This window comes from Streptomyces sp. NPDC088252, from assembly GCF_044740965.1.
In the GTDB taxonomy this organism is placed as follows: Bacteria; Actinomycetota; Actinomycetes; order Streptomycetales; family Streptomycetaceae; genus Streptomyces.
Genome location: NZ_JBIURS010000016.1, coordinates 48269 through 69544 on the forward strand (window position 1 = coordinate 48269; position 21276 = coordinate 69544).

19 protein-coding genes are annotated in these 21276 nt (G+C 70.1%); 15 read left to right on the forward strand and 4 right to left on the reverse strand.

Features of this window, described 5'->3' with window-relative positions; translation table 11 throughout:
• Positions 1-102: 102 nt before the first annotated feature.
• Together ACIOHC_RS28405 and ACIOHC_RS28410 are read left to right on the forward strand one after the other, a co-directional pair.
• Positions 103-900 (forward strand): alpha/beta fold hydrolase, encoded by a 798-nt coding sequence (locus ACIOHC_RS28405; protein ID WP_401844500.1) that lies wholly within the window; start codon positions 103-105, stop codon positions 898-900.
• Positions 897-2165, forward strand: a complete 1269-nt coding sequence (locus ACIOHC_RS28410) for a cytochrome P450 (RefSeq protein ID WP_401844502.1) — start codon at positions 897-899, stop codon at positions 2163-2165. Before ACIOHC_RS28405 ends, ACIOHC_RS28410 begins: the two co-directional genes overlap by 4 nt.
• Positions 2166-2294: 129 nt before the next feature.
• Here the strand turns inward: ACIOHC_RS28410 and ACIOHC_RS28415 are convergent, their stop codons facing one another.
• Both ACIOHC_RS28415 and ACIOHC_RS28420 read right to left on the reverse strand, forming a co-directional pair.
• Positions 2295-2879: a HEAT repeat domain-containing protein gene (locus tag ACIOHC_RS28415; RefSeq protein WP_401844504.1), complete on the reverse strand. Its 585-nt coding sequence runs from the start codon at positions 2877-2879 to the stop codon at positions 2295-2297.
• Positions 2876-6652 carry a hypothetical protein gene (locus ACIOHC_RS28420; protein ID WP_365688510.1) on the reverse strand — a complete coding sequence of 1259 codons (3777 nt, stop codon included), beginning with the start codon at positions 6650-6652 and terminating at the stop codon, positions 2876-2878. Before ACIOHC_RS28420 ends, ACIOHC_RS28415 begins: the two co-directional genes overlap by 4 nt.
• Positions 6653-6915: 263 nt before the next feature.
• On the opposite strand from ACIOHC_RS28420, the gene ACIOHC_RS28425 reads away from it, so the two are divergent.
• From ACIOHC_RS28425 to ACIOHC_RS28485, 13 genes are all read left to right on the forward strand, one after another.
• Positions 6916-8466 (forward strand): phage tail sheath subtilisin-like domain-containing protein, encoded by a 1551-nt coding sequence (locus ACIOHC_RS28425; protein WP_351081664.1) that lies wholly within the window; start codon positions 6916-6918, stop codon positions 8464-8466.
• A gap of 108 nt (positions 8467-8574) precedes the next feature.
• A complete protein-coding gene (locus ACIOHC_RS28430; RefSeq protein ID WP_072488539.1) occupies positions 8575-9018 on the forward strand; it encodes a phage tail protein in 444 nt (147 codons plus the stop codon).
• Positions 9018-9497: a hypothetical protein gene (locus ACIOHC_RS28435; protein ID WP_351081662.1), complete on the forward strand. Its 480-nt coding sequence runs from the start codon at positions 9018-9020 to the stop codon at positions 9495-9497. Before ACIOHC_RS28430 ends, ACIOHC_RS28435 begins: the two co-directional genes overlap by 1 nt.
• Positions 9494-9637, forward strand: coding sequence for a DUF6760 family protein (locus tag ACIOHC_RS28440; RefSeq protein ID WP_093896703.1), 144 nt, complete (start codon positions 9494-9496; stop codon positions 9635-9637). The genes ACIOHC_RS28435 and ACIOHC_RS28440 overlap by 4 nt, the downstream gene beginning before the upstream one ends.
• A gap of 29 nt (positions 9638-9666) precedes the next feature.
• Positions 9667-11463, forward strand: a complete 1797-nt coding sequence (locus ACIOHC_RS28445; RefSeq protein ID WP_401844506.1) for a hypothetical protein — start codon at positions 9667-9669, stop codon at positions 11461-11463.
• Between the two features lie 41 nt (positions 11464-11504).
• On the forward strand, positions 11505-11942 hold the full coding sequence (locus tag ACIOHC_RS28450; protein ID WP_351081658.1) for a phage tail protein: 438 nt from the start codon (positions 11505-11507) through the stop codon (positions 11940-11942).
• 4 nt (positions 11943-11946) lie between these two features.
• Positions 11947-12753, forward strand: a complete 807-nt coding sequence (locus ACIOHC_RS28455) for a peptidase M23 (protein WP_351081656.1) — start codon at positions 11947-11949, stop codon at positions 12751-12753.
• A complete protein-coding gene (locus tag ACIOHC_RS28460; protein ID WP_401844507.1) occupies positions 12753-14756 on the forward strand; it encodes a VgrG-related protein in 2004 nt (667 codons plus the stop codon). Before ACIOHC_RS28455 ends, ACIOHC_RS28460 begins: the two co-directional genes overlap by 1 nt.
• Positions 14757-14937: 181 nt before the next feature.
• Positions 14938-15231, forward strand: coding sequence for a PAAR domain-containing protein (locus ACIOHC_RS28465; protein ID WP_351081652.1), 294 nt, complete (start codon positions 14938-14940; stop codon positions 15229-15231).
• Between the two features lie 6 nt (positions 15232-15237).
• Complete coding sequence (locus ACIOHC_RS28470; RefSeq protein ID WP_351081650.1) at positions 15238-15651, forward strand: GPW/gp25 family protein; 414 nt, start codon at positions 15238-15240, stop codon at positions 15649-15651.
• Positions 15648-17606 carry a putative baseplate assembly protein gene (locus ACIOHC_RS28475; protein ID WP_351081648.1) on the forward strand — a complete coding sequence of 653 codons (1959 nt, stop codon included), beginning with the start codon at positions 15648-15650 and terminating at the stop codon, positions 17604-17606. The genes ACIOHC_RS28470 and ACIOHC_RS28475 overlap by 4 nt, the downstream gene beginning before the upstream one ends.
• Before the next feature lie 5 nt (positions 17607-17611).
• Positions 17612-18145: a phage tail protein gene (locus ACIOHC_RS28480; protein ID WP_351081646.1), complete on the forward strand. Its 534-nt coding sequence runs from the start codon at positions 17612-17614 to the stop codon at positions 18143-18145.
• A 446-nt stretch (positions 18146-18591) separates the two neighbouring features.
• Positions 18592-19413 (forward strand): NADase-type glycan-binding domain-containing protein, encoded by an 822-nt coding sequence (locus ACIOHC_RS28485; RefSeq protein WP_401844511.1) that lies wholly within the window; start codon positions 18592-18594, stop codon positions 19411-19413.
• Between the two features lie 7 nt (positions 19414-19420).
• Here ACIOHC_RS28485 and ACIOHC_RS28490 read toward each other — a convergent pair whose 3' ends face one another.
• Together ACIOHC_RS28490 and ACIOHC_RS28495 are read right to left on the reverse strand one after the other, a co-directional pair.
• Positions 19421-19867 (reverse strand): TetR/AcrR family transcriptional regulator C-terminal domain-containing protein, encoded by a 447-nt coding sequence (locus ACIOHC_RS28490; protein WP_351081707.1) that lies wholly within the window; start codon positions 19865-19867, stop codon positions 19421-19423.
• Positions 19864-21210, reverse strand: a complete 1347-nt coding sequence (locus ACIOHC_RS28495) for a diaminopimelate decarboxylase (protein WP_351081642.1) — start codon at positions 21208-21210, stop codon at positions 19864-19866. The genes ACIOHC_RS28490 and ACIOHC_RS28495 overlap by 4 nt, the downstream gene beginning before the upstream one ends.
• Positions 21211-21276 lie beyond the last annotated feature (66 nt).

Consider the following 21276-nt stretch of genomic DNA (forward strand, 5'->3'; position numbering starts at 1 on the left):
TCCCGTGCGGGTGCCCTTGCGCCGACCCGGAGTTGGCGCCACCGTGGGCGGGGGCCGGTCGGTGACCGGCCGGTTCCTCTCCGTACGGCGACGGGAGTCAGCGTGACCGTATTGCCTGTTCTGCCCCACGAACTGCACGGCGACGGCCCGCACAAGGTGATCGCGGTGCACGGCTGGCTGGCCGACCGGTCCGCGTACGACCCGGTGCTGCCGGATCTCGACCGAGGTTCGTTCCAGTACGCCGTGGTGGATCTACGGGGATACGGCGAGGCCAGGGACGCGGACGGCACGTACACGACGGCCGAGGGCGCCGCGGACGTGCTCGCGCTGGCCGACCGGCTCGGCTGGGAGCGGTTCTCGCTGATCGGTCACTCGATGGGCGGCTCCGTCGCTCAGCGGACATTGGCCGTCGCACCGCAGCGGGTGCGCAGAATCGTCGGGGTGTCGCCCGTGCCCGCGTCCGGCCTGCCGCTCCCGCCCGACCAGTGGGCACTCTTCTCCGGGGCGGCACACACTCCGCACAACCGTCGAACCATCCTCGACATCACCACCGGAAGCCGACGCCCGGCCGCCTGGCTGGACCGCATGGTGCGCCGCTCGCTCGAACGCAGCGACGCGAAGGCGTTCCGTGCCTGGCTGGACTCCTGGGTGGGCGAGGACTTCCACGACCGGATCGACGGTTCGCCCGTGCCGGCCCTGACCGTGGTGGGCGCGCTGGATCCGGCGTTGTCGGCCGAGGTGCAGCGCGCGACGTGGATGCGGTGGTTCCCGCGGGCCGAACTGGTGGAGCTGCCGTCGTGCGGCCACTACGCGATGGACGAGACCCCGCTCGACCTGATCCGCGTGGTGGAGGACTTCCTGCGGGCGGACGCGGAGGATGTCGAGGGCGCGGAGGCATGACCGGGCCCGGGTCCGTGCCGGATGTCTTCGACCCCAGGCAGTACGCGCAGGGCATCCCCCACGACCACTACCGCCACCTGCGCGACCACCACCCCGTGGCGTGGCAGGAGGAGCCTGAGGTGCTCGGCTGGCCGGCGGGCCCCGGCTTCTGGGCGGTCACCCGGCATCAGGACGCCGTCCGCGTGCTCAAGGACTCCTCGACGTACTCCTCGTACCTGGGCGCCACCCAGATCCGCGACCCGGACCCGGCCGACCTGCCGTTCATCCGCCGCATGATGCTCAATCAGGATCCGCCGCACCACCGGCGACTGCGCACCCTCGTCAGCCGCGCCTTCACCCCGAAGCGCGTCGACCGCTTCGAGACGGCCGTGCGTGAACGCGCCCGTTCCCTGTTCACCCGGGCGGTGGCCGAGGCACGGGCCGGCGACGGCACCTGCGACCTCGTCGCCCAGGTCACCGACGACTACGCCCTGCTCAACCTCACCGACCTGCTGGGTGTACCGGACACAGACCGCGCGCTTCTTCTCCACTGGACGCAACGCGTCATCGGCTACCAGGACCCCGATGAGGCCGGAACACCGACGCTGGGTCCGGACGGCAAGCCGATCAACCCCCGCTCCCCGGCCTTGCTGCGCGACATGTTCGACTACGCGCACGCGTTGGCGGCCCACAAGCGCCGACACCCCGCCGACGACGTGATGACGGCGCTCGCCACCGACCCCGAACTGACCGCGCCGGAACTGGAGATGTTCTTCTTCCTGCTGGTGGTGGCGGGCAACGACACGGTACGCAGCGCGGCCCCCGGCGGCCTGCACCTCTTGGCCGAACACCCCGACGCGTACCGCCGCCTGCGCGACGGCGAGGTGGAATTGACCACCGCCGTCGACGAACTCCTCCGCCGCCACCCCCCGGTCCTGACGTTCCGGCGCACAGCGACCCGGGACACGGAACTGGCGGGCACGCGCATCCGCACCGGCGACAAGGTGGTCGTCTTCCATGCCTCCGCCAACCACGACGAACGCGTCTACCCCGACCCGTTCACCCTGGACCTCGCCCGAACTCCCAACCCCCACATCTCCTTCGGCGACGGCCCGCATGTCTGCCTGGGCGCCCATTTCGCGCGCTTGCAGTTGCGCGCTCTGTACGCGGAAGCGTGTCGAGCTCTGCCATCCGGCTCACTCCGACTCGCGGCCCCGCCGCGCCGCCTGGTGTCGAACTTCATCAACGGGGTGAAGTCGCTGCCGGTGCGGGTGACCGACGTTTGAGAACCGGGTTGTCTTCATTGGGCAGCGAAATCGTGTCGTTCGCAACAGCAGGGCCAAGTGACGGTCGGACGGTGCTTTCCGGAAGAATGCTCCTGCCGACCGCGTTCGTGCAGATCGGTGGCGGACTGACTACATCGGCGGGTTTCCGGCCCCGGGTTTCAAAGCTTCGCGGACACGTGCAGCCTGATCGCGCACCTCTTCTACAGGGTCCTGTTTGCTGATCTCATCCAGAACCGAGGAAAAGGCTTCCCAGCCGGTAATTGAGACAGCTAGAAGCGAAACCCTTCGAATCAGCGGGTCCGGATCATTCAGTCCCCAGCGCAGCAGGGCGAATGCCTGAGGGTCGTAACCTGAATATGCGACGATTGCGGTGCGATAGAGAGTGTCGATCAGAACATCTGCGTCTCGGTCTGTAATTGCTCTGGCCTGTAGTTGTGGAATGTCGTCCATCGGAAGTTCGGACCGGATGCTCTCGGCCAATGCAGCGGCATTGATTCCGCGCACAGCAATGTAGCTAATATCGAGCAGTTCGTCTTTGATCCAGTGTGCTGCTGTTTCGGCGTCGTCGGTCAGCCAGACCTCCTCTCCCGATGGCTGGTTGGTCTCGGTGCTGTGAGAGGCGTGCCTGGTGAGCCTCAACGAAATGAACGCTGCCGCCACCGATTCACTATCTGCCGGAGGTGTGGGAACGAGCCGAATGGTGGAAATGCTCACAGAGTCCCTCCAGGTAGGACATAGGTCGCAATGCGCGACTTCAAGTGACTTTCCATCTTTGATTCCACGAAGATCTTGCATTCGTGTTCGCTCTCAAACAACGGATTGTCGCCGGTCATGAGACTCTGTACCCAGCGGATGGTGGAATCCATCTCATTCTTGAGCATCCGGTCCACATTCAGCTGGACCGCGGCCGATCGTTCACTCTCCGGTACGAGTGATGCCCTTACCGTTGCGTTAATCCCCTTCGGGGCCATCGGATTATAATTTATGACCACATCTTTCCATGTTGTGTTCGGCAGATGCGCCGATTCCCATGTCATCGTGCTGGTCGCCAACGCGATCGGGTTGCGGCCGCCTTCTACGGCAAACATCAGTCGAACCAAGGCGGCGAGTCGTGCGGCTGCCTCGGGATCGCTTGAAATTCTCGCGTTTGAGGGTCGCAACCCTTGGGCTATTTCTGCGACGGCTTGCTGAATCTGTGGAGTGGTGTATCCTTTTCTGGATAATTCATTCAGGATTTTGATGACCGCCGGATCGTAGTGCCCCACGCCAAGTCCATAGGTTTTTATGTGGCCTGGCCCCGATGAATAAGTCTGCCGTTCCTTCACCTCAAGCCCCGGGGCGACTTCGATGAGATCGTCGGTGTGCGGGTTGCGGCGCAGGTTCTGATCGTGGATGGCGAGGGCCTCGGCCGCCTGTGACTGTCCGGGGCGTGACGGGAGGGGTACGTCCTCGACCTTGGCTTCTTTTCCGGTGGCGGCTGCCTCGGCTGCCGCCTTTTCTTGTCGTTGTTCCTGTGTCTCAGCGCGCTCCTTTTCGCGCTGTTGCTTGGCTTTGAGTCGATCCTGTTGGATCTTCTTTGCATCCTGTACGATATCCGGCCGAGTTATCAGGTCATTTCCAATTCTGGATAGCATCGAGTGTAGATCTGGTCCGAGTTTGCTGACGACCTTCTCGGCCACCTTTCCTTCCGGATTTACCTTGGCAATGACCTCGACGTCACCACCATTGTGCTTGATGGCAAGGCTGGAGAGTCGGTATCTTCCGCGCCAGACAAGGAGTTGAGCGCGAAGGCGCGACTCGGATATTTTGCGCCCAATGAGGGCGTAAACCTTTGGCCGCAGAGCGTTGATGGCTAGGTCGAGACGTTGCTGCTTTTTTTGTTGACTCTGCCCGGATGGATCGCTCTTGGGGGCGCCCTTGTCTTTCTTCTCGTTCTTGCTCTTGAGCTTTGCCCAGAGCTTTTTTCCCGCCTTCACGATGAAGCCCACGATCTTGTCGATGGCCCTGTTCACCGGGCGGGCGACGGCGTGGAAGACGCTCTTTACCTTGTTGGCCAGGCCGCCGATGCCCAGGAGGGAGGCGAGGAAGCCGATGAGGAGGGGGACGCTGGCCGCCAGGGCGGCCTCGACCATCTTGGGGACGCCTGCCGAACCCCCGTTGGCAATGGCGATCACCGCGTCCAGGACGGCGTTGACGAATTCGACGATCTGGGCGCCCTGGTTCACGATGAACGTGACGATGTCGATGATTCCCTTGACCGCGCGGACGAACGCGGAGGCGGGGTTGAGGAGGGAGATGATCCAGGTGATGCCCGCGATGATGACCGTGGGAATCAGATAACTGGTGAGCTTTTCGAGAATGGTGGCCTTGAGGTCGCCCGCTTCGGCCTCGATCTCCTTGACCGCGCCTGCGGGGCCCTCGCGGGCGAGGGTCTGGGCGACCGGGACGGATTGTTCGACCGCGCTCATGGCCTGATCGGGGATGCCCTTGCGGGTGATGCGGGCGCGGATATTCGCCCAGGTCAGCCCCAAGAGGGAAGCGATGAGCTGGATGATGCCCTTGAGGTCGAACTTCTGGGGGAGTTCGAGGCCGGCCTTGACCGCGGTGCCCAGGAGCCAGGAGACGACGCCTGTTTTGAGGTGTTCGGCGACGTTGGTGATGAAGAGGTTGAGGCCAGCGCCGACGGCTCGTACGAGGTTGCCCAGGAAGCCGATCGGGTCCTTGATGATCTTCATGATGGCCGAGGCGGCCTTGGCGAGGATGCCGAGCAGGAGGTTCTTGAGTTCGTTGATCGTCTTGAGGGCGCCGACGATCGCGTCCTTCGCCTTCTGGACGAGGCCCTTGTTGGCCTCCTGGAGTTTCTTGATCTCCTCGTCGATCTTGTTCAGGGCGGCGGTGTATTTGTTGGCGAGGTCTTGGACGAGTTGTTCGGACTTCTCGTTGACGGTGGCTTCGAGGTCGTCGAACTTCCCCGCGAAGTCCTTCGCCGCTTCCTCGCCGAACTGACGCAGGTCGGCGGGGAGTTTGTCGACCTCGGCCTTCAGCTCCGCACGGCCCTTGGCGATGCGCGCCTTGGCCCTGCCGAGCTCGGCGCCGATGATGTCGGCCACCGACGAGATGACCGTCTGCATCTTCGCCACGTAGAGCTTGCGGGCTTCCTGGAAGAGGTCGTTGGCCTCCTTCGGCATGCCCATGAGCTTGTCCTTGGCCCATTTCGCCGGGCCGAACATGCCTGAGTAGCGCTTGTCCTTGTACGCCTTCATCCGGCGCTTGTGGTCGGCGGTGAACGCGTCCCGGGCCGCCTTCTCACCGGCCGTGAACGCCGTGTCGACCTTCTTGTCCAGGTCCGAGAGGGTGGTTTCGACGTCCTTCTTCGTGCCGTCGTAGACCTTCTGCAGCTTCGCGGTGACCTCGGCCCGCCTCTTCTCGTCCTTCGACTTCGTCTCGCCCTTGCCGCCGTCGACCTGCTTGCCCGCCGCGGTGCGGGTCGCGGTCAGGGCGGTCATGGCCTGGGCGCCGGAGGCCGCGGCGCCTGCCTTCGCAGTGGAGAGTTGTTGGGCTTCGGCCGTCCTGCCCTTGGCCGGGGCCTTCGCGGAGTCGGCCTCGGCCGTCTTCTTCGCGGACAGGGCCTGGTCGAACTCGGGCTCGTTGCCCTTGGCGAGCTGGTCCTCGGTGACCTCGGCGTCCGCCATGGCCTTGTCGTTCTCGGCGGGGCCCTGGGAGAAGTCCGTGACCGAGGCCGGTTGTTTCGGGGGGATCGCATCGGTCGCGGACGGGGCGCCGGGGTTGGACGGGGGCTGGTCGGGGGACAGGGGCGTGACGGGTTTGTCCTTCGCCGCCGAGGTGTCCGGCGGGGCCTTCGTCGCCGTGTCGATGTCCTTGGCGGAGGCCTCCTTGCCGTCGGTGACCTTGCCGTCGACCTCGTCCTTGATCTTGTCGGCCTTGCCGGACTTGGAGAACTTGTCCGCCTGGTCCAGGTTCTTGGGTGCCTGCGCGTCGATCGCCTTGTTCACCGCGTCGATGAACGCCTGTTTGTTGAACTCGCCCGGCTTGGCCGCGTTCATCTTCTCCGCGTTCGCCGCCTTGCCCTGTGCCTCCTTGTCGTCAGGAGGCGCGACCGCCGCGTCCTGTGCCGATTTCGACTCGGTGACGGCGGGGGCGTGGACGGCGACCCTGGTCCGTTTCGCCGCGACGTCGGCCTTGACCCTGCGGAAGCCGGGGGCCTGGGCGGGGGGCGGTTTCACGGGGGCGGTGTAGCGCTGGGCCACCAGACGGGAGACCGCGCCGTTGCCGGCCGCGCGTTGCAGGCGCTGCAGGCTGCGGGGGTCGGGGGCGGGGCGGTCCCCGGGTGGGCGGCTGTCGACGGGGCGGTGCGGTGGGGGCGTCTGCGAACGTGACACTTCGGGCGTGAGTGTCACGTCGTCGCGCCGGGGGGTACCGCCACGGCCGGACACGGAGGCGGGATCCTTCTCCGGAACCTCCTTCATCCGCCCTCCCGGCCCACCACGTCCCCGGACAGTCGGCACTCGGCGCCGCCAGGCCCGACCGCCGTCCCAGGGTGCGGGGGCGGTGGATCGCGTGCGCAGTGCGCGGGGACGCGGCCGGGGGCAGCGCCCGCTGGGCCGTACAGCGCGTGCGCGTTGCCTGATCGGGCAGCGGCCCGTGCACGGGCGGGCGGCCGTGCGTCCGTTCCCGGTGATCGCGGCTGTCGCAAGAATTGCGGGCGTTCCCCGGCCAAGGAGAGACTCACATGCCGTCGTACCTGTCCCCGGGCGTCTACGTCGAAGAGATCGAGTCCGGATCCCGGCCGATCGAAGGGGTGGGCACCTCGGTCGCCGCCTTCGTCGGCTTCGCGCAGAAGGGCCCGTTCGACGAGCCGACGCTGATCACGAACTGGAGCCAGTTCGCCGGCACGTTCGGTGACTTCGTCGACGGTACGTATCTCGCCGCCGCCGTCCACGGCTTCTTCACCAACGGCGGCGGTGTCTGTTACGTGGTGCGCATCGGTGACGGTACGGAGCCCCCGGCCGAGGACGGGAACGACGCCCCGGCCGGACAGCCGCCCGCCGGATCGGAGACACAGCTCGGTCCGTACGCGGTGAAACCCCGACCCGGTGCGGCCGGTGAGCTCACCGTCGAAGTGGCCGAGGCGGAGGGAGACGATCCGCCCTCCGACGTCTTCCGGCTGGTCGTGAAGCGGGACGGGCAGGTCGCGGAGACGTACCCGGGCGTCACGACCAAACGCAGCAAGGAGAACGTCGCCACCCGGGTCAACGCCACGTCGGAGCTCATCGAGATACGGGAGTCCGGGCGGGGTGCCGCACCCGCCAGGCCCGAACCGCAGACCGTGACCCTGGCCCCGGCGGCGCCCGCGTCACCCGGTGCCGGGGCGCTGACCCCGGAGGTCTACGTCGGCGATCCCGACCGCCGGACCGGGCTGGGCGGCCTGGAGGCCGTTGAGGAGGTCACCACGATCGCCGTGCCGGACCTGATGAGCGCGTACGAACGCGGGCTGCTGGACCTGGAGTCGGTCGTCGCCGTGCAGCAGGGACTGATCAGCCACTGCGAGCTGATGGGCGACCGCGTCGCCGTACTCGACCCGCCGCCGGGTCTCAGCCCGCAGCAGATCCGCGCCTGGCGCACCGACCGCGCCAACTTCGACTCGAAGTACGCCACGCTCTACTACCCCTGGATCCGTGTGGCCGACCCCTCGTCGGGGCGCGCGCGGCTGGTCCCGCCGAGCGGCCACATCGCCGGGGTCTGGGCCCGCAACGACGAGTCGCGCGGTGTGCACAAGGCCCCGGCCAACGAGGTCGTACGGGGAGCGGTCGCCCTGCAGACCCAGCTGACCAAGGGCGAACACGATCTGCTCAACCCGATCGGGCTGAACTGCATCCGGTCCTTCCCCGGACGCGGCATCCGGGTCTGGGGCGCACGCACGCTGGCGTCGGATCAGGCCTGGCGCTATCTGAATGTCCGGCGCCTCTTCAATTACCTGGAGGAGTCGATCCTGGCGGGCACGCAGTGGGTGGTCTTCGAGCCCAACGACGACGCCCTGTGGGCCCGTATCCGGCGCACGGTCTCGGCGTTCCTGGTCAACGAGTGGCGCAAGGGCGCCCTCTTCGGGCTCACGCCGGAAGAGGCGTTCTACGTCAAGTGCGACCGTGAGACCAACCCGCCCGAAAGCATCGAAGCAGGTCAGGTCATCTGCGAGATCGGGGTGGCACCGGTCCGGCCGGCCGAGTTCGTCGTCTTCCGGCTCTCCCAGCTGACCGGAGGCACCGGCGGTGTGGACGAATGACCGGCGGCGAGGACGAATGACCGGCGGGAATGACCGGCGGGAGCCGGGCCGAGCAGCGCGGACGTCTCTGAGGTCCTCCAAGCGGCAAGAGCGGTAAAGGAGCCTGTTGTGCCACTTCCCGATCTCGACAGCACCGTCGGGGCCTCCTTCGGCCTCGAATTCGACAGCGTCGTCATCAAGCAGATCACCGAGGTCAGTGGTCTGAAGATGGAGCAGGACGTCATCGAGCTGAAGCAGAACACCGCCGACGGCCGCTACGCCATCAAGAAACTGCCGGGCCGGCCGAAGGCGGGCGAGGTGACTGTGACCCGGGGTCTCACCGAGGACAACAGTTTCGAACGGTGGATCAAGGATTCCCGGTTCGGCCGGATGACCGCGGCCCGCCGCAACGGTGCGGTGATCGTGTACGACCACGAGGGCATCGCCATCAAGCGCTACAAGCTCATCAACGCCTGGCCGAAGTCGCTGGAGATCGGCACCCTCAAGGCCGGTGACACCTCGGTCCTGACGGAGAAGCTCGCCATCACCTACGAGAGCATGGAACTCGACTGATGCGGCGTACGGCACAGGCCCCGCCGCCTCCGGCGCCGGCCGCGGCCCTCGAAGGACCGGACGGACGGTCGCCGGTCGCCGGGGGTGGACGGTCCGGTCGACGGGACACCCTGCGAACCGAGTTCGCCTTCGAACTGCCGCGCGGGTACGTCGACGAGACGGGAGCGGTTCACCGTACCGGAGTCATGCGGCTCGCCACCGCGCGCGATGAACTCGTGCCCTTGCGGGACGACCGGGTGCGCGAGAACACCGCGTATCTGTCGGTCGTCCTCATCGCCCGGGTCGTCACCCGGATCGGCACGATCGACGACATCCACCCGGGCGTCATCGAGGACCTCTTCGCCTCCGACCTGGCGTTTCTGCAGGACTTCTACCGGCGGATCAACGCCGAGGGCCACACCCGCGCGGCCGTCACCTGTCCGTCCTGCGACGAGGAGTTCGCGGTGGATCTCGCCGGTGGCCGCCTGGGGGAATCGTGACGTACGCGGCCGACCTGCTCTACGAGGAGGTCGCGTACCTCGCCTACCACTTCCACTGGCCGCTCGATGAGCTGCTGGACCTGGAGCACCCGGAACGTCTGAGGTTCGTCGCACAGATCGCTCGCCTCAACGGGCAGTAGCGAAGAGCGCAGGGAGGGCGGGAGAATCCATGGGCCTGATGTCCTGGCTGCGCGGTGGCGGGCGCACGGGTACGGATACGGCTGCGGAGACCGGAAGCGCGGGCGCCACTCCGCCGGCCGTGCCGCGCGAACGGGTCGATCCGGCCGAACTGCCCCCCATGCAGCGGACGGTGGGTGCCCAGGATCTGGTCATCGACCCTTCCGGGTTCCAGGGATCGCTCTCCACTCGGCAGGACGCCTCGCTCGGGACACCGCTCGGGCATCTGGTCAGCCCGGACGCGCCCACCGGGCTGGTGCACGGGGTCACGGCCCCGGTCTCCCCGGTCACCGTGGACCGTCCGTCGCCCGTGCAGCGGTCCGCGGAGCGTTCGGTGGAGCTGCCGGTCGGGACCAGGTCCGTTCGCCAGTCCGTCCCTCTGTCCGTGCCTGTGCAGCGCGTTGTTCCGGGTGATGCGCCCGCGATGACGTCGGCCGGGGAATCGGCCGTGGCGGAGTTGCCGGTGCGCCAACTGGTGGGTGAGCAGCCTCTTGTGGCGGCATCCGGATCGGCTGCGCCCGCGCCCGCGACCCCGTCCCCGTCCCGCTCCTCGGCCCCGCCCCCGGCCCCGCCCGTTCAGCGGTCGGTGATGCCGCCCGCCTCCGGCTCGCCCCGGCGCGCGCCGGGGCTCGGTGCTCCCCTGTCCGCGCTGCCACCGACGGCGCAGCGACAGGCTGCCGTTGATGGTCCGGGTCCGGGTTCCGGGGCTATTCCGGTGGCCCGGAGCACGGCGGACGGTGAGGGCGGTGGGGTCGGTGAGGTCCCCGAGGCCGCTCAGGTGCCCGCAGTCCCGGAGCCGGCCCCCGGCTCCGACGGACCCACCGCGCCGCTGCTCGGCGACTCCCCCTTGCTTCCTGCCGCGTCGGACGCCACATCGCCGGTCCCCACACCGCCAGCCCCCACGTCGGCAGTGCAACTGACTCCCGCCGTGCCGCAGGTCCCCCTGGCGCCGCCCCCGGCCACCGCTCCGGTCGCGCCGCTGCTCGCCGACCGGCCTCTGACGCTCCAGAACGGGCGCAGTGGTGGGACGGACGCCGTACAGCGTTCCACGGTGGCCGGGGCGGCACCGTCTGCGCCGGCCGGTGCGGGACCGGGGCCGGGGCCCGGACCGGGGGTCGGGTCGGCGTCCCCGGCCGATGCCGTTCCGGTGCGCTGGACGCCCGGCGGGGCAGGTGCGCCGTCGATCGCGGCGGTGACACCGTCCGTACCGGCGGCGCTGCAACGTACCGTCACAGTTCCGGGGCAGGCGACGGGCGCGCCTGCCCCGCCGCTTCCCGCCCTGCAGCGTCAGGCAGCCGGGGGGCCGCCGGTGCCTCGCTCATTGCCGGGTTCCGGTGGCCGTGCCGCACCATCCACCCCCCATACGCCCTCCGTGTCCTCCGCGCCCTCCTTCACCTCGGCCGGTTCGGTCGCCGTGGCCGCCGGGGTGGCTCAGCGGGCGGCCGACGGCAGCGTCGTGTTCGGTTCGCCGCCCCCGCCGTACGCGCCACCCGTGATCCAGCGCGAGACGGAGACCTCGGAACCACCGCCTCCGGAGCCGCCCCAGGAACCCGGACCGGAGCCGGCCCCGGACCCCGGACCGGAAGCGGAATCCGGACCTGAAGCGGAATCCGGGCCCGGGGCCGGGGAGCACACCGCACCGGGCGCTGTCGCCTCCGCCCCCGCCGGGGCACCCGTCGTCACCGACGAGCTGGTACGCGCCCTGTACACACCGCTCAGCCGGCTCTTCAAGGCGGACCTGCGGCTGGAACGCGAACGAGCGGGATTTCTCATCAACACCCGGCACTGACGAACGGCAGCGACAACAAAGGGAATTGAGAGGTACGTGCCATGGCCACCGCCCAGGACGAGGATCCCGCCGTCAGCGTCTGCTTCGTCGTCACGATCGACGACATCGAGCTCGGGTCGTTCAACACATGCGACGGGCTGGGTTGTGAGGTGGTGCTCGAAACACGGGAGGAGGGCGGCAACAACGGGCATCTGTGGCAGCTGCCGACCCGGCTGAAGTACTCGAACGTGAAGCTGTCCAGGCCGCTGACCAAGGAGACCGAGAAGGTCGCCCGCTGGTTCGCCACCATGACGACCGGGTTCAGCCGCAAGACGGCGCACATCGAGGCGCGGACCGGGGACGGGCGGAAGGTGGCCCAGTGGGGGCTGCTGGAGGTCGTGCCCGTCCGGTGGACCGGCCCCTCCTTCACCCCGGAATCGCCCAAGGTCGCGATGGAGACGATCGAGATCGCCCATCACGGCTATGTGATGGAGGGCTGACCTCGTGAGTGGTGCGGGTCCCATCGCGTTCAGTGCCGCCGGTACGTCCGGGGCCGGTGCGGCGGCGAAGGCGGGCAGGGGAGGTTCGGCCCGGCCCAAGCTGGAGCACGCGTATCTGGAACTGCGGACGCCGCCGACCGGGGGCGGTCTCACGCCCGGTGGCCCGTGCGGACGGATCGACTTCCAGTTCAACCCCAAGGAGCTGAGCCTCACCAAGGCCGCCTCCTGGAAGCGGAGTCCGGCCAAGGGCGCCAAGAGTTCGGGTCCGCCGGAGTACCAGGGTTCGCAGCCCAGCAAGCTCACCGTGGAGATGTTCTTCGACGCCAGCGACACCCAGGACACCCGCGTGGTGACCTCGGTCGAGCAGCTCTTCGCGTGCTGCGTGCCGACGAACGAGACCCGTCAGCAACAGCGTTCGTCGCCGCCGTGGGTGGTCTTCCACTGGGGCGGGCTGACCGGGTTCCCGGGCTATGTGAGCCAGGTACAGGCGAAGTACACCCTCTTCACCACCTCGGGCGTGCCGATCCGGGCCGTCTGCCAGGTGACCATGGAGGAGATCAGCGGGGACACTCCGGGGCAGAACCCGACCTCGGGCGCCCTCGCGGCCCGACGGGTCCACCGGCTGGACGCCGGGGACTCGCTGCCGTCGCTCGCCCAGCGCGAGTACGGCGATCCGGCCGCCTGGCGGGTGATCGCGGAGGCGAACGGGATCGACGACCCGCTGCGGCTGGCCCCCGGACGGCAACTGCTCCTTCCCGCGCTGGACGAGCTGAAACGGCTCGAAGAGACCCGGGACAGGGGGCGGTCCTGATGGCGCAGCCGGGCGTCGCGTCGGCGCTGGTGGTGGAGTTCGGCGGCCGGCCGTTGCCGCCCAGGTTCGTGAACACGCTGGTCGAGGGGTACGTCGACGACAGCCGCACGCTCCCCGACCTGTTTCTTCTGCGCTTCCGGGACCCCGACCGGGTCCTGCTGGAGCAGACCGGGCTGAAGATCGGCAGCGAGGCCCGGCTGCTGGCCCGCGCGGGCGGCGACACGGCGCCGAAGCCATTGCTGAAAGGGGTGGTCACCGCCCTGGAGGTGGAGCTCGACGAGACCGGCACGTTCACCGTCGTACGCGGGCTCGACGAGTCGCACCGGCTGTTCCGGGGGCGCCGGGTGGCCAGCTACCAGAACATGACGCTCGCAGATGTGTGTGCCCAGGTGGCCCAGCGCGCCGGGCTGAAGCCGGGGACGGTGGACGTCGCCGGGCCCGTACTCGAACACATCGCCCAGCCCAACGTCACCGACTGGGAGTTCGTGCGCGGTCTCGCGGAGGAGGCGGGCGCCCAGGCGTACGTGCTCGACGGGCAGTTGCACATCACCCGGCCCGCGGAGGCGAGCGGAGCCCCCGACGGCTCGGCGCGCGCCGACCGCGACCCGCTGGTCCTGGAGATGGGCAGCAATCTGCTGCGCTGCCGGGCCGGGGTGTCCTCCGCGGAGCAGGTCTCCGAGGTCGAGGTGCGCGGCTGGGACGTCAGGACGAAGCAGCCACTGGTCGGGCGGGCACCCGCGGGCAGGTCGGCGACGCTGGAGCTCGGGGTGAGCGCGTCCGAGGTGTCCGCGCCGTTCGGCGAGGCGCGTTTCGTGGTCACGGACGCGGCGTACGGGGCGCAGACGCAGGTGGACCAGGCGGCGAAGGCCCTGGCCGAACGGATCGCCGGATCGTTCGCGGAGCTGGAGGCGGTGATCCGGGGGAATCCGGAGGTGCGGGCGGGCAGCGCGGTGGCACTCAACGCGGTGGGTGCGCCGTTCGAGGGGCGGTACACGGTCACGTCCTCGCGGCACGTCTTCGACCCGGTGCGCGGATACGAGACCTGGCTCACGGTCTCCGGACAGCAGGAGCGTTCGCTGTTCGGGCTGACCGGCGGAGGGCCGGGATCCGGCGGGTCCGGAGCGGCGTCCGGCGGCGGGTCGCGATGCGCGGGCCTGGTCAACGGGACGGTCACGGACACCCACGATCCGGAAGGATCCGGCCGGGTCAAGGTGCGGTTTCCCTGGCTGTCGGACGAGTACGCGAGCGACTGGGCGCGTACGGCGCAGTCGGGCGGGACGAGCGGCGGCGAGGCGTTCATCCCCGAGGTGGGGGACGAGGTGCTGGTGGGATTCGAGCACGGGCACCTGGACCGTCCGTACGTTCTCGCCGGTCTGTACAACGGGAAGGACCGGCCGTCGCAGGGCAGCGGTGGCGGTGGTGGTGGTGCAGGCGGAGGACCGGGCGGTGGCGGGGCGGCGGGTGCGGCCGGTGCGGCGGCCGACGCGGTGACCGGCGCCCCGGCCGCATCCGGCTCCGTCCCCGGCTCCGCGGGTGGTGCCCCGCTGGTCGACCCGACCAGCGGGGCCGTCAACCGCCGTTCGGTCGCATCCAAGAGCGGGAACCAGCTGGAACTTCTGGACGGCGCGGACGGACCACAGGGCGTACGCCTGCTCACCGGTGACGGAAAGCTGAAGATCGATCTCGACCGCAGGGGCACCGTGATCGTGATCAACAGCGACGGCAGCGTGAACATCGAGGCCAAGCAGCAGGTGTCCATCAGGGCGGCGCGCGGGATCGCGCTGGACGGCGGCCAGGGAACCCTCGAACTGAGCGGTGACAGCGTCACGTTGACGTCCCGCAGCGGAGTGCGGGTCGACGGAGGGAACGGCGAGGTCAAGCTCTCCACCGGAGGCACGGTGGATGTCCGGGGTGCCCGGGTCGCGGTCGACGGAACGCAGCGGACGGACATCAGGGGCGGCGGCTCCCTGGCCATCAACGCGCCGCTGGTGAAGATCAATTGACGCCTCGGAGGCACGGCGCGACCCACTCGACCCTGGCACTCACCCGACCCGGGCGCCCCGCCGAATCGGGGCGGCCCACCGAACCCGGGCGCCCCACCCGACCCGTCGAATCGGGGCGCACCACTCGACACCTGATCGATCCGAATGAACCGAGCGACGCGAACGAGAGGACCGGACTTCCATGTCAGCAGCCGCAGCGGCAGCCGCTCGGGTCGGCGACCCCACCGGACACCCCGGCACGGTCGGGCCGCCCGGCGTCCCGTCCGTGCTCATCGGCGGCCTCCCCGCCGCCACGGTCGGCACCCCGCACCTGTGCGCCTCGCCGCCGCCCGCGGTGCATCCGCCGTCCGCGCTCGCGCCGCCCGGCAGCGCCACGGTGCTGATCGGCGGGCAGCCCGCCGCACGCGTCGGGGACCTCGCCGCCTGCGGCTCACCCGTCGTGTCCGGGTGCCCGACGGTGCTGATCGGAGGCTGAGCGTCCATGGGACAGCAGTTCATCGGCGCGGGCTGGGCGTTTCCGCCGCGCACCGATGCCACCGGCTCGATCGCCCTCGTGCGCGGCGAGCACGAGCTGGAGGAGTCGATCCGGCTGATCCTCGCGACGTCACCGGGCGAGCGGCCGATGCGGCCGGAGTTCGGCTGCGCGATCAACGACTACGTGTTCGCCCCGGCGGACGCGGGCACCGCCGGACAGCTGGCGTACGAGGTACGTCTGGCGCTGGACCGGTGGGAGCCCCGGATCGAGGTCGCCGAGGTCGTCGTCCGCTTCGACGAGGTGGACAACGGGGTCCTGTACATCGACATCGGCTACACCGTCCGGGGCGCCAACGACCCCCGGAACCTGGTCTTTCCGTTCTATGTGATTCCGCAGCACGAGGAGGTGGACGGCGCGTGACGCTGCCCAGTCCGCATCTGGACGACCGCCGCTTCCAGGGCCTGGTCGACGAGGCGAAACGGCTCGTCCAGCAGCGCTGCCCCGAGTGGACCGACCACAATGTGTCCGACCCCGGCGTGACCCTCATCGAGGCCTTCGCGACCATGGTCGACCAGCTCGTCTACCGCGTGAACCGGGTTCCGGAGAAGAGCTATCTGACCTTCCTCGACCTGATCGGGGTCCGGCTCCATCCGCCCACGGCCGCCCACACCGATGTGACGTTCCGGCTCTCCGCGCCGCAGCCCGAACCGGTGCGGGTGAGGGCCGGTACGGAGGTGGCGACCGTCCGTACGGAGACGGAGGAGGCGGTCGTGTTCACGACGGTCCGTGAACTGTCCGTCGTCCCGTGCGAGTTCGCCCATCTCGCGACCTGGCCGACGTCCGGCGACGCCGTCGACCGGACCGAGGAACTCGCACTGGGCCGGGCCGTCCCCTGCTTCGACACCACGCCGACGCCCGGCGACGCGCTCTATGTGGGGCTGTCGGCCGCCGTTCCGGCGGGGGTCGTCGTGCTGCGGCTGGACTGCGCGGTCGAGGGCGTCGGTGTGGACCCGTTGCGGCCGCCCCTGCTCTGGGAGGCCTGGGACGGCAGCGCCTGGACGGTCTGCGAGGTCGAGAAGGACGACACCGGCGGCTTCAACCGGTCCGGGGAACTGATCCTGCACCTGCCGCAGGGGCACACTCCTGCTGTCGTCGTGCGCCGGACCGGCGGCTGGCTGCGCTGCCGACTGATGGAGGCCGAACCCGGGCAGCCCACGTACATGGCGCCTCCGGTGGTGCGCCGGATCACGGCGTTCACGATCGGCGCGACCGTGGGGGCCGTACACGCCGAGACCGTGACCGACGAGGTGCTCGGCCCGGCCGAGGGGGTGCCCGGACAGACCTTCACGGTGAGCCGCCCGCCCGTCGTCCCCGGCGACTTCGTCGTCGAGGTCGCGGATCCGGCCGGCGGTCCGCAGGGCACGGAGTGGACCCGCGTCGACGACTTCGCGCACTCCGGACCCGACGACCGGCACATCACGCTCGACCCCAACTCGGGGCGGGTCGAATTCGGTCCGGCGGTGCGGGAGCGGGACGGGTCCATCCGCTACTACGGTGCGGTACCGCCGAAGGGCGCCGCCGTCCGCGTACGCGCGTACCGTACCGGCGGTGGTCTGCGCGGCAATGTCGCCCGCTCCACGCTCCGGGTGCTGCGCAGTGCCATCCCTTACGTGGCCCGGGTGGAGAACCGGCGGCCCGCGCTCGGCGGAGTCGACGGCGAGACGGTGGACAGCGCGCGGGTGCGCGGGCCGATGACGCTGCGGACGCTGCACCGGGCCGTCGTCCCGCACGACTACGAACTGCTGGCCCGCGAGGTGGCCCCCGACGCGTCCAGGGTGCAGTGCATCCCGGCCGGCGGGGACTCGGACGTGGAGGCGGGCGGGGTGCGGCTGCTCGTCGTACCGGCCGGGCGCAGCGACGGGCAGGGCCGGATCCGGTTCGACGAGCTCGTCCCGCCGCAGCACACGCTCGCCCTGATCGCGGGCCACCTGGACGAACGGCGCCCGATCGGCGCCCGGTTGGTGGTCGAACCGCCCTTCTACCAGGGGGTGACGGTGGTCGCCTCGGTGCAGGCCCGCAGGGGCGTCGTGCCGGAACGGGTACGGGAGGAGGCGCTGGCGGCCCTGTACGGCTACTTCAACCCGCTGAGCGGCGGGCCGGGCGGCGAGGGCTGGCCGTTCGGGCGGCCGGTCCAGTCGGGCGAGGCGTTCGCCGTACTGCAACAGGTGCCGGGCGTGGACCTCGTGGAGGACGTCCGTCTCTTCCCCGCGGACCCCGTGACCGGGGAGCGCGGCGAACCCGCCGCCAAGATCGAGCTGGACCGGCACGCACTGGTCTTCAGCTATGAGCACCAGCTCCGGGTACGGGAGGCCTGACCGCCATGCGTACAGCCGTGACCGGCCTGCCGACACCGCACCCACTGATCGAACAGCTCCCGGCGGTCTATCTGGAGCAGGACTTCCTGCGTCGGTTCCTCGCCGCGCTCGACGACGTACTCGCCCCGGTCCTGCTCTCCATCGACAATCTGCCCGCCCACCTCGACCCGCGCAGCGCGCCGGAGGACTTCCTGGCCTGGCTGGCCCGGTGGGTGGCCGTCGAGCCGCACGAGGACCACCCGGTCGAGCAGCGGCGCGCGACGGTGCGCGGCGCGGTCGAACGGCACAGCAGGCGCGGCACCCGGCGCGGCCTCTCGGAGGCGGTGTTCCTGGAGACCGGGATCGAGCCGGACATCGTCGAGAGCGGCGGCACGGCATGGTCGTCGACACCGCACACGCAGTTCCCGGGCGGCCCGCGGCCGTGGGTGACGGTCCGGGTCCGGGCCTCGCAGCCGTACCAGGTCGACCGGGTGCGGCTGGAGGAGCTGATCCGTACGGAGATACCGGCGCATGTGGGCTTCGACCTGGAGGTCTCGTGATCTGTGAGGCGTGCGGGCAGAGCAATGCGCCGGGGACGCAGTTCTGCAGCTCGTGCCGGGCGTTCCTGGAGTGGGAGGGGCCCGCCGGCGGCTCCTCGGCTTCCCCGGCACCGGCCCCGGCACCCCAGCCGCCGCCCGAGCCCCAGCCATCGCCCGAGCCCCAGCCGTCGCCCCAGTCCCAGCCGTCGCCCCAGTCCCAACCGTCGCCCCAGCCCCAACCGTCACTCCAGCCCCAACCGTCACTCCAGCCTCAGCGTCAGCCCCAACCGCAGCCGCAACCCGAGCCCCGACTGGCACCTCAGCCGCAGCCGTCATCCCATCCCCAACCATCACTCCAACCTCAGCGGCAACCGCAACCGCAACCGCAACCCGAGCCCCGGCCGCGCCCCGTGCCCCCCGGTGCTGCCGCGGCGGCCGCCCCACGTCGCCCCGGTGACGCCCCGGACGTGTCGGTGCCGGGGCCCGAGGCGTTGCCCGATGTGCCGCCGGATCCCACGCACGCGCCGCCGGGTCCGCCCCCCGCCGCCCCGGTCCGCTGCCCCAACTGCCGTACGGAGAACGCCCCGGACCGCACCCTGTGCATCCGTTGCGCACTGCTTCTGGACCCGGGCCCGCCGCCCGGGGTCCGGCCTCCCTGGTGGCGCCGGATCCTCCGGCGCCGGCCGCGTCAGGCGCCCACCGCAGGCACCCGGCCGCGGCGTCGGCTGTGGCGCCGCCCCGGCCTGGCGCTTCCGATCGCGCTGATCGTGGTGGCGTGCGGTGTGTGGTTCGCCCTTCCGCACGTGTCCGGCTGGTTCGGCTTCGCCAAGGACGAGACCGGAACGCCGGAGGCGGTGCCGCCGACCCGGTTCCGGGCCTCCAGCACGGTACCGGGCCACCCGGCCGGCGCGGCGTTCGACGGCTACACCAACCATTACTGGGCGCCCGCGGCCGTAGGTCCCGACACCGGGGTGAGCCAGTACCTGGAGTGCGACTTCGAGCAGCCGGTACGGGTGCTGAAGCTCGTCGTCTTCTCCGGTACGTCGGCCAAGCTGGACGAGTTTCTCACCCAGGCCCGCCCGGCCAGGATCACCGTCCTGCTCACCTCCGTGGACGGAAGCCGGGTCAGCAAGGAGATCAGGGTCAAGGACCAGCCCGGTCAGCAGACCTTCGACCTGCGCGGCTCGCAGATCGTCCGGGCCCGTCTCACGACGGACAGCACCTACGGGGCGGGACCCGGCCGCCGCCTGGCCGTTGCGGAGGTCGAGTTCTTCGGGCGGAGGACCTGAGAGCGCCTCAGAGCCTGTCGGGTGACCTCGGATCGGGGAGGCGGGCCTCCAGGCCGTCGGGCACGCAGGCGAGCCCGTCGCGGAAGTTGTCGTTGCGGGCGCCGTCCACCACCTCGCCGTGTCGTGACGCGTACAGCCGCCGCAGCCGCGGGTACGGCGGCTGTACGGCACGCTCGGCCGCGGGCCACAGGTGCTCCGTCCACTCCTGCTCGCTCCGGCCGCTGCGGGCGAGCATCGTCAGCCGGGCGGCCTCGGCGGTGGACACGCCGATGACGTACGACATGACCGTGTTGACGGCCCGGTCCGCCTGCTCCAGCGAGAAGCCCGCTTCCTCGAAGTCGGTGAGCATGTCCTCGGACAGCCGCAACGTGTTCGGACCGAGATGGGCGACGCCGGCCTCGCCGAGCTCTCCCGCCGAGCCTGACGCGCGGGGTGCCCCGGGAGCCGGGCTCAGGTCGCGCGCAGGGCCACCAGCGCGTCCGCCTGTGCGAGGCCGCTCTCCTCGACGACCTCGCGCACGCTCTGTGCCTCGCGCACGAGCGCGAAGCGCACCCGCCCGTCCGCTCCCGTCCGGTAGCCGTACACGGCGGGCCGGGGCAGTGAGTTGTACGAGAAGTGCGACGAGAAGTAGTACGCGCCGGTGTCGTGGAGCGCCACCACATCGCCGGGCTCGACGACCGGGAGCTCGCGCCCGGTCGCGGTCAGGTCCCCGGCGAAACAGCACGGGCCCGCGATGTCGACGGTCTCGGTCGGGCCCTCCTTGGGGCGGCCCGAGGCGTCGAACACCCCGACGCGCAGCGGCCAGGCATCGGGCATGAAGACCGTACGGGTGGCCACCTGGGCACCCGCGTGCGTGACCGCGATCCGCCGCCCACCGGCCGACTTGGTGTACTCGACGACCGTCGCGATCGTTCCGCTCTTGGCCAGCAGGGAGCGGCCGAACTCCGTGATCAGGGTGTAGCGCCCGTCGAAGAGGCCGGGCACGGCGTCACGGAGTCCGGCGACGTGGTCGGCGTACGTCGGCCGGTCGTCCTCGTCGTCGAAGTTGACGGGCAGCCCGCCGCCGATGTCGATCCCGGTGATCCGGGGGTGGCCCAGCCGCTCGTTGATGCGCTCGGCAAGTTCGTACGCGGCGCGGATGCCCTGGGCGATGAGCGGCAGCGGGCAGCCCTGGGAACCGACGTGCGCGTGCAGCCGGTTGAGCCACGGCCGGCGCGCGAAGGCGTCGATCACCGCGTCGACGGCTCCCGGATCGCGCAGCGCGACGCCGAACTTCGAGGTCGCGGTCGCGGTGCTCATCGCGCCGATGGCGCCCGCCCCCACCTGGGGGTTGACCCGCAGCCCGATCGGCCCGGCGGCGGCCCGCCCGGCCAGCAGACGGTCGACGCGGGCCATCTCCTGGAAGTTGTCCAGGTTGAACGCGATGCCATGGGCGAGGGCGAACTCCAGCTCCCCGACCGTCTTCGCGGGGCTGTCGAAGACCAGCCGGTCGTAGGTGAACCCGGCCGCCAGCGCCTGTTCCAGTTCACCGGGCGAGGCCACCTCGCAGCCCATGCCCGCCTCGGCGAGCAGCCGCAGCACGGGCACCAGGCCGCACGCCTTGGCCGCGAACGTGTGCTGTACCGGGGCGGGCCCCCGGAACGCCTCGTCGAGCGCGTCGACGGCGGCGAGCACACCGTCCACGTCGAGGAGCCCGACCACGGGCGAGGACGGACCGATCAGTCCCTCCTCGACGGCGCGCGCCAGCGCCGCCGTCCTTCTGGTGCTGCGCCGTTGGGCTGCCGAGCCGGAAGTCATGGGAACCACAACAACAACCCTCCATCTGTCGCGTCGGCCGGACGGCCGTCGGCCTGTGCGGGTGTG